Here is a 12568-nt window from a genome sequence, read left to right as displayed (position 1 = left end):
ACTTGCTGGAGAAAGATATATTTGACTATTTCTAAGTATGTCTAGTGAATTTTTTGATACTTCGCGAAATTTATAAAGGTAGTTTGGTATATAAATAGCTGGAGTCCTCCTACTTAAAGTATTGTTTCACTGTTTTTCCAAAGAGAAAAACGCTCAATAAATCTTACTCCAAATAGTACAATATTAATTTTACTTTCTGCTAGCTAAAGTAAATAATTTATATACATACTAAAGTTTTCAATTTACGATATCGAAAAATGACCGGGAATTATTGTCATTTCTTGATTGTTGATTATTATTTGATATTCAACTCCTTGCCCAGCAAGACTTCCTCGTACTTCTTTGCGTTTCACTAGATTATTTGAAGTATCAATAAAAAATTTAAAAAATACCATGATATAGCTAGTACCGATACGATACTTCTTCGTAAGTAGTTCATGTTTTTCGAGTGGAATCTTAACAAAGCCTGCGTGGTAAAATACCCAAGCCTCATCAGGTGAGCCTAGAACTTTTCTCTCTTCTAAACGTCGCCCATTTTTACTCCAAACTTCATCTATTTGAGAAGTCAGCTTATGGCAATACCCAATTAATACCGGTATATTTCCCCAGCCATAAAAAGAACTTTGAGCTGATAGTAAAGCCTCTTGAAGAAGAATAGTTTTTCCTGTATCTACTTTTGGCGTTTGTCGCTCAGATTTTTGACTACGACCATATAAAGTTTTTATTTTGTAGATATCTAAGTTGTGAGAATTCTCTTTGTAATAGTTCCAAGTACTTTCACTTTTAAAAGGGAAAAAATCTTGTGAAAACTGGCTGAGTTTTTTGATGTTTATATGATTTTGATCTACTTTAGTAAAATAGCGGATTAGTTCATGTTTCTTTCGGTATTGTGGTATAAAAAGTATTCCAAACATTAACAGCGATTGTATTGTTATAAAGATAAGTGCGTATAGCGCTATAGTTGCATTTTTTAGGTATAGCTGATGAAGTTCCCTGAAAATTACACCAAGAATTATGAGTATTGGAAAACTAAATACCAGGACACAACTATCTATCTTTTTCTTTTGTTTTACAATTGCGAAGTCTGTTTTTAGAAACAACGCTGTTCTTACAAATAAATTCCATATGTATGGATGAATTTTAATTTGTGTAGTCTCACTTTTATGAGGTTCCGCAATCTGTAAAATTTGTATTTGAACCCATAAATACTGCAATATAACTTTGAGGGATTTGTCTCTGTTGTTTTGCTGAATTGACTTATCGACACTACAACTCAAAGACTCTATAGTATTTTTTTCTTTGAGAAAATCGATTATGCTATTTGATACGTTGTTTCTCAATATTCGATCTACATGTTTTTCTTGCCGTTGCACGTAATTAAACTTTCATAAAAAAATCGACTATTTGGTGACACTTGTAAATACCTTCTTGCCACGCATGATGTACTTGATTTTTTGTCGATTTGCTTTGTCTGTCAATTTTAATAATATGCTCACCGATTTTTCTCGGCGTAAACTGTATGGAAAAAATAATTTTGGATGGTCATTCCATTTATAATTATCAGGTTTGGTAAATCCTTCGGGAATATCTATGCGTAATTTTTGTTTACCATCATACCAGTATTTAAACATCGGTATGCGGCGCTCATCTTCGTCAACTTGCGAATAAAAATTTGACAAATTTTCGGTCCACTTGAAATAAATAGAAGAGGGGCGTTTGTGTCTTGTAATAAACATTTTCTCTAACACTGTGTACATTTCGCGAGTTGATAGTTGATCGCTTTTCTCTTTAATCTCCATAAAACTTTTATAAGTAAATAGATCTTGTGGTAAGGTTTCCTGATCAACAATCAATAGAAATTCCATATCATAAGCCTTACTCAAATTCTTAAGGCTATTTATATCGTCGTTTTTTTCTTCCCAAACTAGGAAGTCATAAAGACCTCCTCAGGGAGCACCACCTAATTGTAATTGTGATGTAACTGGAACAATTGTGACTCCCGTATCGAAACCAATATTCCAGTAAAATACACTATAGTCGTTATCACGTTGTTTGCGAATCGATAGATCTTCAAATGTACTTTTTACAAGCTGCGGATTTATATGACGTCCCTTTAGTTCGTACACAAGGATACTTTCCAAGGAAATATGTGCTTGATGAATAACAAGCTGTGTAATTTCCTTTTTCGCATTCTTGTTATCACAAAAGAAACGCATATGTCCTTCCAATGACCAAAGGTACATTGTCTTGTCTTTCAACTTTATCAACCACCGAGAACCAGTGTATTTAACTTCAACATCGGACGCCATCGCGACAAGTTTATCTTTTTTACGTTGAAATAACGGCATTTTGAAGTAACTATTTTGATTATATGAGTGTAAATTGGCTTCCGCATACACTGTTTTTTCCATAGGGATTTCCGACAAGTTAGAAATCGAAAGCACTACATCGGTATGCCATCCTTTTTGCCTATTGCCATACTGACGACTACTTTCGGCAATAAATGCTTGCAGATCCAAAGACACATTATCTTTTCTGCTATGTCTTTTATTCAAATCCGTCCAGCTTATACGCTTGACATCAATGGGAAACAAGAAGGTTTTGTAAAGTTTTTTCTCTATGGCATTAGCAACCACATTTACTTTTTGCAAATCAAGTTGTCCTTGTTTTGAATACTCTTGCGATGACAATAAAACTGTGGAATATATTCGCGCAATTTTATGTGTATTTAAAACGTGTCTCTCCCACATAGAATATTGCAGAAAGATTTGGTACATTCGCTCAGATGTATTTATTGCTATCCCACTTCGGTATTGCTGTTCAGGAATTTCTTCAGGATACGGGTACAATGCCTTTAGCCGCCGTGTAATGTCGGGATACTGAGTAAAACTTTGTGGAATATTGGAGTAGTATGCCTGTAAAAGTGATTGTATTTTCTTCATATCTTTGTCACATAACAAATTAGCAAATGTAGTGGTAAAAATGATTTTTTTGTCATTAAAGGACACCGAGTAAAGGTCATTGCATTTATTTTCCTTGCGTGAGATCAACTGCGATAAACGCCGCAGTTGCAAATGACGTGCTATAAAATCTTGCATGTGAGGACTCCACGCCAAAAGCAAACTTTCACGCATCAAACGATAAGACACTTTTTTAGCAAAATCATCCTGTTTTTCTAAAGCTTCTGATATCTCGATAAGTAACGTATTTGTCTTTGGCACCTCTGCGATTTTTTCTCCTACAGAGTTTAGGCTCCAAGAGATTAAAGCTGCCCAATGTTGTTCATAGCTACTTATTTCTTTATAAAATGGACTGTGCAGTAAATAAGTTGTACTACAAGTAGTTAAAAACATAATTGTTTCCGCAACTTCAAATGCATCACCGTATGGATTCTCAATACGAATTGTTAATGATTGTAGTTGTTTGTCCACGGCAACATTTATTTTTTGTGCATTAATAAATAGTAAGTTGCATGTAAATATGCAGAATAGTATCGTCTTCATTTTTTTCTTTCGTAGGCAATCTGAATTATGGCTTAAAGGTTTGCTGCCAAGTACATACTAAAACAAATTTTCATTATAATTTATGATTTTTCTATTTCTAAAATTGCGTAATTTATTTGTTTAGATATTTTTTTCAAACTTTTTTTCTTGGACAATTTGCGCAACGAGGGCAAACAAAATTTTGCTTTTGAACCAATTTGAGCTAGCAATTCTAAAACAGCGTAACATATGCCATTAATATCGTTCTTTGGGTCTATTGCTTCTAGGGCCTTTAAAAAGAAAGGTATTATATTTTCAATATTTTCGCCATAATGATTATCTTGTAAGTATTCAACATATGAAAAGATAATGTCTGCTAAACTCAACTTTATTAATAGGTATCTACCAATACTATCGATTATGTGGATCCAAGAATTTAGCTTTTTAAGGTCTTCATCTGAAATTAATTTATTTCTTCTTAATAGACTGCCCTCTCTTAATGCTAGGCATATAGTAGAGGAACATATCTCCCACAAGTATAGCATTAGTTCTCTATCCACAACATCTTGTTTAAAGTGATCTTGAATAGAAAATAAAGCTTCTACTATCTCGTGAAAATATTCGTCTTCAATGCCTTGATATGGCCTTAAAGTTCCAAGAAAATCTGTTTCATTAGAATAATCAAATGTTTTTGAAAAACCACTATGAATAGCTAAAACTTCTTTTGCATCATCAAAATCCATCTCTGATAACCGTTCTTTCTAAAAGTTGTGTGTTTTATTATTACTGCCCAAAGTATAGAATATTTCAAGAACCTAAAGATTTATTAATTGACTTTGATAGGCTATCAAGTTTTAAACTTCTGCTTTATTTTTGATCGACAACAATGGTTCAAGCACAGTTATTATCGTAAGCCTTGTCCATAAATATATCCATGGAAGTATGAGCAAATTGATAACATAAAGGTCTTGTTTATTGAAGTAGATATTGTGGTGATATTTGTATAATTCTATAGATATTATTAACGTATTGATACAAAAAGAAATTGCACTAAAAAAAGCAGCTATCGCAAAACAAGAAAACAGTGCAAATTTGAAGTTGTGCCATATAGCAAAAGAGACTGGAAACAGAAGAAAACTAGGCAAACCACTTACGATAATGTAATCAAAAATTGTTAACTTAATAAAAATAAAAGTTCGTAAAATATTTGGTAGCAAAAAGCTTATTAATATTACTGCACAGGCTACTATAGCCATGAGTTCCCAAATAGAGAAACGTTTCTTCAGCTTTATTTTCATGTCATTAAAATCCTACAGCCAAATAGTTATGTATATTTTATACTACATTAGTAATGTTCATTTTCACAGCGAAAATGACGATTAGAATGAATTTTTTCTGCAAGAATGTGTCTTACTTTGTAAGAAAGTTTTTATCAAATTCAGAAGGTTACAAATGCAACGTATTATTTTGTGGATTTCAATTATTGTGTGCCTATGCCGCGGAAAATAGTGAAATTGCTCAACAACAATATATTGCAGGAGAATCTTTGAAAATTAAGGAACTGTTGATTGCCAAAAAACGTAGAACCGAATTTCTGTAGATGTATGGAGAAAAATATGTGTAAAAAAATTATATTGGTGTTTATCTTAGTAACTGTCTTATTTACACAAGATAATCTTGATACTGAAAAAGCCAAGGCATTGATAAAGCAGTGGAAAACCGGAAACAGTAATGTAAAAAAGAAAGTGGTTGTTGAGTTGCAAAAAATTAAAAAGAAAGCAACTTCTTGTTTGTTAAGTTCTATACGTGAAAATGAGAGCTCTTTTTGGGATGAGTTAGAAATTCTTGGAGAGATGAGATACAAAAAAGCGACTGAGCCTCTTATGACTACATTTAAAGGCTATTTTTTTGATTCTCGTGTCATAGACGCAATAAAGGATATCAAAGGTAACCACATAGCCATATTGAGAGAGGGGTTGAAGTCTAATATAATTTACACAAAAAAAGTGTGTATAAATGTTTTAGGATATTATGGTCATAGAGCTCTTAGTGATGCAACTTTTGATTTTGATATTTCAAATAAGGAGTTTTTTGAAAATTTGGACGAATTGCCACTGTCGATTATTTTAAGTTTAGAAAAAATGCTTGATGACGAAGATCATCTTGTACGTGAGGAAGCTCGAAGAGCAATTCGCAAAATAGGTATTGATGGTTTCTGCGCAGATACAAAATATTATTTTGCGCATAAACTAGCAAAAATATTAAGAAAAAAAGATCATCCAGCGCGAAAAAATGTTGCATTTTTACTAGCAGTATTAAATGGATGGGAGTCACCTGTTGTAAAGATAATGTCAGAATTTGCACAAGACGAAGACCTTGAGGTTCGCATGCAAATTATGCGTGGGTTGAGAAATTTGAATGCTGTTCAAGAATTGAAAATCGCTTGTGGTGATAAAAATGAAAAGATAAGAGTATATGCTCTGAGATCTCTGAAGGAAATAAAAGAACGTAAATTGCAAGCTCTAAAGAGGAAATAACTATTATGAAGCTTTGTTTTGCCATGTTATGTTTTTTTAGTTGTCTATCGTTTGCCCAGGTTTTGGAGACGAGGAGAATTTCATTTGAAATTACGAAGTTTCGCAACTTACAAAAAATAACACCAGATACGATAACTTTAAATGAACGCTCCATCAATCCCCTTGGCGATGCGGTTTTACCTGGGGAGTATCGCTTAGTGATATCAAAGCAAGGTTACACTACCATCAACAAACAAATCACCATTCTCAGTGGAAAAGAACCATATTTCATCAAAGAATTCATGATTGCTCACGGTATAACAGGATTTCATGTTATTCGTGGCGATTTTGATGGGGAGATGAGCGTCGACACTTTATTGCTTAATGGAAAAAAGTGGGATGTTACGCGTTGTATCCCGCAGGGAGTTCACAAACTATTGATCGAAAAAAGTGGCTTTCATAAAATTGAACGCAAAATAAAAGTTATGACGCCGAATTTTTATTTATTTGAAGAGTTAGAAAGTAAACTGCGTTTAGTGGAAATTTCTTTTGTCAGTTCCTACACCAAAAAGAAAATTCATCCACAACATGTATCTATAAATGGTATTGATTTGGGTAAATCTAAATTCCTTAAGCCAGGGTATTACTTACTATTGGTAAAACATAACGGTTATCGTCGTATTCGAAAACCAATAGTTGTAAGACCTCACGAAGAAGTTCTGACTTTAGCGATACAACTGGACGCGATTCCACGCAAAGTGGTGTATCAATTTGTGGATAAAAACCAACAGATCGTAGCTCCAGACTCGATTACCATGAACGGACGAAAAGTTCGCTCTGGACAACGTCACTTACCTGGAAAATACGAAGTTGTTGTTGCCAAAGATGGTTACCAAACCAAAGTGATAAATATCAACATCAAACCTGATGATACAGACTATCAAATAAAGGATCGTTTTACTGTTCTTGCGAGAAAAATCAAATTACATATCACGGGAGATTTTCCTGTAGATGAAATCATAACACCGAAAATGATTACTCTAAATGCAAAACCTGTTGACAGTAATAAGTTTGTACCTGGAAGATATACACTGCGCATTGAACAAACAGGTTATGTTCCCTTCACCAAAGAAATTGCAATTCCGCCTAGTCACACACCATTTTTAATCAAAGAGGAACTAGTAACTCAGTTGCGCGAAGTAAAAGTCAAAATCTGTTACGATATTGAGCCTCCAACACGGCTATTCGTGCGTAGCATAAGAATGGCTCCTCTTGGCCTTCTTTCTGAGCAAAGAGAAATAAAGAGAGGGGATTCCATAAAACCTGGATCATATTTGTTGACTATAAAACAATATGGTTATGACACAATAGAAGTAAAGCAACATGTATGGCCAGATGATCGTCCGTATATCATTGACCAAAAGCTTCATGCTAAACCAATTCCATTATCGTGCATGATTACGCGCGATGTGCCACCACCAAGTGACCTACCACCATACCAAGTATCGATTATACCGAAAAAAACGAGAGTATTGTTTATGTTTCACGGTCCACCACAACTTCATCCAGGTTTATATGATATAAAAATTACGCAACAGGGCTACCGTTCTATCAATAAAGAAGTATACATTCGACCAAGTGAAGAAGTATTTTTTATCACCGGAAACCTCAAAGCTCATAAGCGTAAAATTGCATTTGCAATGAAAGATGCCATAGGTCAGGAAGCTAACATTTACAAACTGCAAAATCTCAAAACCAAAAAGTTTATTTCTAAAAAAGATGAGTTCTCACCAGGAAAAAAGTTGGAATTATGCGCAAAGTTTACAAATTACCCAACGGTTATATTTAAGATGAAAATAGTACCTGGAGTAAAACCGCAAAGACTCCCAATCCCATTAGTACGTTTACAACCATTGTATTTTTCTATTAGCCAAAATCAATTTGTTATTGATGGAATATCATACGACTTTGATTTTACGATTGATGGCAAAAAAGTAGAACAACATCATATCGAAATACACAAAAAAGATAAGTACAATTATCGTATTATGATGCCCATGAGTAGTAAAAAAATACGTTTTTACCATGGTTATTTGTTTGCCGAAAAATCAATAGTTTCCGTACAAAATAGATGGATAATACCACACCTGGATAATATTGCCATTTCGCGACTAATAAATCATTTAGAGCGCATAAGGAACCAAAGCTCTCCAGAAAAACAGCTACTGCTTTTGCAAAAGCTTACCGCAAAATCTTCGTTCCGCAAGATGGTCCAAAATTGCGTAGTAGCTGACCAGCAAATATTGATGGCGTATTTAAAGAAAAATAACAATCGCAAAGACTTTCGCAAATTGATGGATACTTTACAAAGAAAGTAGATGTATTTAACTAAACATTCGTTTATATTGAAAAATAACGGAAGGGGAGTAAGATGAATTTGCGTTGTGCAATACCAATTATGCTTGTATTGATTGCCACTAGCGTGTCTTCTCAAGAAGTAAAAAAACGCATCAAAAACAGGAACTTAGAGAATCTATTATTAGCCTTTGGAAAAACATTCGCGGTGAACAAATGAAACAAATAGAGGAGAAATTTGGGATCGAGACTCGAAATTTTATCAAAGAAGCAATTGGCGAGTATAAATGATAATTTTCATGATATCAGAGGTAACGACAAGAAATAGGGTAGAATTGACAGACACATTGGTTGCCAAAAAATAAGGTTACGTCACCCATGGATAAAATTTATATAGATGCACTCAACAATGTGATTAGCAGATTTTTGAGGGATCAAAGGATAGGGGTATGAAAGTCTATAGGTTGATATTTTCATTTATTGCAATTGTTACCTGTTCAGTTAATCTATCGGCCATAATGTGGTCTTTAGAAAAAATGAAGTGTCTTGTTTGCAAGCAAGAAAATCACTTTAATGTCATAAGTAGTTATGGTAGTTATATCTACCATCGCCCTTCAAAATTTCAATATGTTTTCTGGCCATTAACAGATCCACGTGTTCTTTATAGTTGTAAAAAATGCAACCTAACTTGTTACATGGGGGATTTTCAAAGAATTCCAAGTAATAAAATAGATGCTTTGAAAAATATATTATCAAACGTAGAAATTCCCAGAGAAAATACACAGCGTTACCATCAAATTTCGATGGTAACACGCTTAAACGTCGCAAAAAAAGTATATGAGCAGTTGAATAAAGATGACTTTTTTTGGTGTAAGTTTTACAGGGGACTAGCATATCATTTGGATGAAGAAGAAAAGTATGAACAAGCAAAAAAAGCTAGAATAAAGGCTTTGCAACTAGCTAAAAAAATAATGGCTGCGAATGATAGTCCAGGTATCCAAAAAAAAATGCTAGTCATTTCTGGAGCAATGCGTTATTTTCTTGATGATGAAAAAAATGCCAAAAGAGACTTTTCAAAAGCTTTACAACTTACATTCCAAGATTCAAAGGAAAATGAGGAAAACAATAAGAGCATCGACAGATACTTAACGAATTTACTAAACGAATATCTTGCCAATGACGAATCGAGTAATCCACTCAAAAAACAAGGAGTAATTCTCGTTGAAAAACAATTGAAAAAATCATACCGAAAAACAACACCAGAGCTTATAGATGATTTACAAAAAGACACAACTTTTTTACCTGTAAAAATTCATATTATTCGATGTTTAATCTCAGAAGAAAATGTTGATGTTATCCCCGCCCTTCAATACGCGATTCATCATCACAATCAAAAAATAAGAACAGTTACCATAAGGTACCTCGCTGGATTAGGTACAAAAGCTGCCTTGTTAATACCCGATCTTATACATGTTCTCAATAAACCAAAACTTGATCAAAAAACTAAATATTTTATTTTAAAAACATTGGGAAGGATTGGTACCAAAGCAGAGCCTGCGATAGATTATATTGTTACAATTATACGTAATGAAAATAATCCAGAAACTAAGTCTGAAGCATTACGTGCTCTAGGACGTATAGGTAAAAAGCCAAAGACAGTAGTTCCTTTGCTATTAGAAATTCTAGATTATTCGACAGATCATGAGGTAAGGTTATTTGCCATAGAAGCTCTGGGAAGTGTGGGAAAAGATACACAAGCAGCAATACCTTATTTGATTAAATCACTTGCCGAAGTAAATGGTTACCCAAGGATAAGTGACTGTGCAGCGGAAGGACTAAAAAATATAGGTGAGCAATCTATTCCTCTTTTAAGGCAAGCATTAAATAGTCATGATCGAAATATTCGAGAGCAAGTGGCAGAGATTATAAGAAAAATAGAAAATGAATAACCAAATGATAAATGTGGTATGCGGATAGTTTCCTTCGTTACGAAAAATAAAGTTTAATAAAAAACATAAAGCGTTGTTTTGCCACAAAGTGATTATAAATATTTTAGGAGATGAACTATAACACAGAAAATTCTCAAATCAATTGAACATTACACGAAACTAATAGAAGTAAATCCATCATGTATAGATTGTTATTGCGAAAGGGCTGAATTATATAAACAAGTTCAAAATCATCAAGATGCCCTGAAGGATTACTGTACCGCTATAAAGCTAAATCCGAACGATGAAGATATCTATTTAGAGAGAGCTTTACTTTATGAACTGCTAGGGCAAAATGACAAAGGAATCGCTGATTACACAGCGGTTATAGAATTAAACCCACAAAAGAGCCGCGCTTTTTATAATAGAGGTGTCCTTCATGATGACGAAAACAGGCCCAGTGAAGCGTTTAGCGATTATAGCAAAGCAATTTCAATAAAACCCAATTTTTATAGCGCCTATAATAATCGCAGTATTATATTTCGTTCTAAAAAAGAATACACTAAAGCGATTGAAGATTGTACTAAGGCTATAGAAATAGATCCCCACCGATATATGGCTTATTACAATAGAGCCTTGTCATATAGCGATGCAGGACGAGAAGATAAGGCTGTTTCTGATTTTACAAAAGCAATTGAGTACGACCCTATGTGTTATGATGCATATAGCAATAGAGGTATGGCTTATTACCATCTAGATAAATTTGATCAAGCACTTGATGATTTTGAGCAGACAATAAAAATGCGTCCTGAGTTTTTTGGAAATTATTTTCACAAGGCGTTGGTGTACATCGAAAAAGAAGAATTTGATGAAGCTCTTGCTTTGTGTGAAAAATCAATGAATATGAAATCTAGCGATGATGCTAATCTATACATTCATCGAGGCTACATTTATCACCAAAAAAAGTGTTATACCAAAGCTCTTACGGACTATAACAAAGCAATAGAGTTGAAACCACGCAAAGCGCAATATTATCGGCAACGGGCATTTTTATTCGAAGATATAAGTGAAACAGCTAAAGCCGCTGCGGATCACGAAACCTATCGTAGAATTGACTATATGTCTCGTGTGGAAAAGGAAACCTTAGATGATGTAGATTTTGACATCGAGTACGACTCTTGCCGTTTTATTTTAGACGAAAATGAATCTTATTATATTGAAAATTGTTACTTTGAAAATTGTTACTTTGAAAATTGTGAGTTTTGTACGAGTGCTACTTTCGAAGATTGTAAAGATTGCGAGTTTGTAAATTGTAAATTTAGCGGTGATTTTTACCTGGAGGTAGATGAAGAAATCCCTAAAAGTTTTTTTTCCCTTACTTCATTAACGGGTATTACGATCCACGAATGCAACGTCATACCGCCTGAAATTAAAAAAATACATTGCTTGAAGAAATTTGTCGTTGATGGGGCAGGGTTTTTAGAGTATTTACCTTGTGAAATAGGCGAGCTTTCTTTACTGGAAGAACTGGTACTAAAAGAGTCCCGTTCTCCAACACCTAACGGTTTCCAACCACTAAGATCACTGATAAAAGAAATACCATCACAAATAGGTCGTTTGGGTTCTTTGAAAATTTTATCTATACCTCACAGTAGCCTTACATCTGTACCACAGGCATTGTCTAAAATATTTTCCCTGACTAAGATAGATTTACACGATAATAAATTACAGGAATTTTCTACAGAGAACTTTCCTTTCCTCACACACCTAAACTTATGTCAAAATGAATTGACGGAGTTTCCCATACAGATAGCCAATTCACCACTGACTTTTTTAGACATAAGTAATAATAATATAGCGATTATTCCTCGTGAAATAGGCAAAATGTCTTCGCTTTCAACTTTGAATCTCGCACAAAACAATCTGAAAGAAATTCCCAAAGAAATAAGTTTGCTTTCTTCTCTTCAAGAATTGAACTTAAGCAAAAATAACTTACAAGAACTGCCAATAGAGATTATACAACTGCGAAATTTAAAAACTCTTATGCTTTCTGGAAACACTGTTAGTAGAAAAATGTGTACTTTTTTGAAAGATAGATTACCAAAAGAGTGTACCTTGGTTCTTTAAAATTACCTATCACTTATTTTTTGTTGTATGGTAATGGTTAAATTTGCGCAATTGACAATCAGAATGACAACACACCCTTTGCATTATCTGCATATTTCATCGAATTTAGTAATTGCGAATGGAACAGATCGTACAAGTATTTTAAAATGCCAAATATACC

The 12568-nt window shown here is 33.7% G+C and carries 9 protein-coding genes and 1 pseudogene; 6 read left to right on the top strand and 4 right to left on the bottom strand.

Annotated elements, in window-relative coordinates; genetic code table 11:
* Positions 1–242: 242 nt before the first annotated feature.
* The 4 genes from UABHE_RS19075 to UABHE_RS19060 form a co-directional block, all read right to left on the bottom strand.
* The gene (locus UABHE_RS19075) at positions 243–1340 is read right to left on the bottom strand and encodes a hypothetical protein (RefSeq protein WP_372364851.1); all 1098 of its coding nucleotides are present in this window, start codon (positions 1338–1340) and stop codon (positions 243–245) included.
* Between the two features lie 60 nt (positions 1341–1400).
* Entirely contained in the window at positions 1401–1865 is a 465-nt protein-coding gene (locus UABHE_RS19070) for a hypothetical protein (protein WP_372364849.1), read from the bottom strand.
* Positions 1866–1946: 81 nt separating this feature from the next.
* Positions 1947–3503, bottom strand: coding sequence for a hypothetical protein (locus UABHE_RS19065; RefSeq protein WP_372364848.1), 1557 nt, complete (start codon positions 3501–3503; stop codon positions 1947–1949).
* Between the two features lie 80 nt (positions 3504–3583).
* Positions 3584–4225, bottom strand: a complete 642-nt coding sequence (locus UABHE_RS19060; protein ID WP_372364847.1) for a hypothetical protein — start codon at positions 4223–4225, stop codon at positions 3584–3586.
* Between the two features lie 873 nt (positions 4226–5098).
* Between UABHE_RS19060 and UABHE_RS19055 the strand changes: the two genes are divergently transcribed.
* From UABHE_RS19055 to UABHE_RS19030, 6 genes and pseudogenes are all read left to right on the top strand, one after another.
* Positions 5099–6019, top strand: a complete 921-nt coding sequence (locus UABHE_RS19055; RefSeq protein ID WP_372364846.1) for a HEAT repeat domain-containing protein — start codon at positions 5099–5101, stop codon at positions 6017–6019.
* Positions 6020–6024: 5 nt separating this feature from the next.
* On the top strand, positions 6025–8376 hold the full coding sequence (locus UABHE_RS19050) for a hypothetical protein (protein ID WP_372364845.1): 2352 nt from the start codon (positions 6025–6027) through the stop codon (positions 8374–8376).
* 53 nt (positions 8377–8429) lie between these two features.
* Entirely contained in the window at positions 8430–8573 is a 144-nt protein-coding gene (locus UABHE_RS19045; protein ID WP_372364844.1) for a hypothetical protein, read from the top strand.
* 229 nt (positions 8574–8802) lie between these two features.
* Positions 8803–10302 (top strand): HEAT repeat domain-containing protein, encoded by a 1500-nt coding sequence (locus UABHE_RS19040; protein ID WP_372364842.1) that lies wholly within the window; start codon positions 8803–8805, stop codon positions 10300–10302.
* 117 nt (positions 10303–10419) lie between these two features.
* Positions 10420–10878, top strand: a pseudogene (locus tag UABHE_RS19035) (tetratricopeptide repeat protein); the annotation flags it as partial.
* Between the two features lie 18 nt (positions 10879–10896).
* A complete protein-coding gene (locus tag UABHE_RS19030) occupies positions 10897–12408 on the top strand; it encodes a tetratricopeptide repeat protein (protein ID WP_372364841.1) in 1512 nt (503 codons plus the stop codon).
* The last annotated feature ends 160 nt before the right edge of the window (positions 12409–12568 follow it).

The sequence above is a fragment of the Candidatus Uabimicrobium helgolandensis genome, from assembly GCF_041508025.1.
Lineage (GTDB): Bacteria > Planctomycetota > Uabimicrobiia > Uabimicrobiales > Uabimicrobiaceae > Uabimicrobium > Uabimicrobium helgolandensis.
Note: the sequence above shows the minus strand (reverse complement) of the source record. Positions and strands in the feature narration are given on the sequence as shown.

Excerpts from the sequence above, each read along its gene's own strand:
- UABHE_RS19050 (WP_372364845.1), top strand. The coding sequence starts at position 6,025 with ATGAAGCTTTGTTTTGCCATGTTATGTTTTTTTAGTTGTCTATCGTTT.
- UABHE_RS19060 (WP_372364847.1), bottom strand. The coding sequence starts at position 4,225 with ATGGATTTTGATGATGCAAAAGAAGTTTTAGCTATTCATAGTGGTTTT.
- UABHE_RS19065 (WP_372364848.1), bottom strand. The coding sequence starts at position 3,503 with ATGAAGACGATACTATTCTGCATATTTACATGCAACTTACTATTTATT.
- UABHE_RS19030 (WP_372364841.1), top strand. The coding sequence starts at position 10,897 with ATGGCTTATTACAATAGAGCCTTGTCATATAGCGATGCAGGACGAGAA.
- UABHE_RS19070 (WP_372364849.1), bottom strand. The coding sequence starts at position 1,865 with ATGGAATTTCTATTGATTGTTGATCAGGAAACCTTACCACAAGATCTA.
- UABHE_RS19055 (WP_372364846.1), top strand. The coding sequence starts at position 5,099 with ATGTGTAAAAAAATTATATTGGTGTTTATCTTAGTAACTGTCTTATTT.
- UABHE_RS19045 (WP_372364844.1), top strand. The coding sequence starts at position 8,430 with ATGAATTTGCGTTGTGCAATACCAATTATGCTTGTATTGATTGCCACT.
- UABHE_RS19040 (WP_372364842.1), top strand. The coding sequence starts at position 8,803 with ATGAAAGTCTATAGGTTGATATTTTCATTTATTGCAATTGTTACCTGT.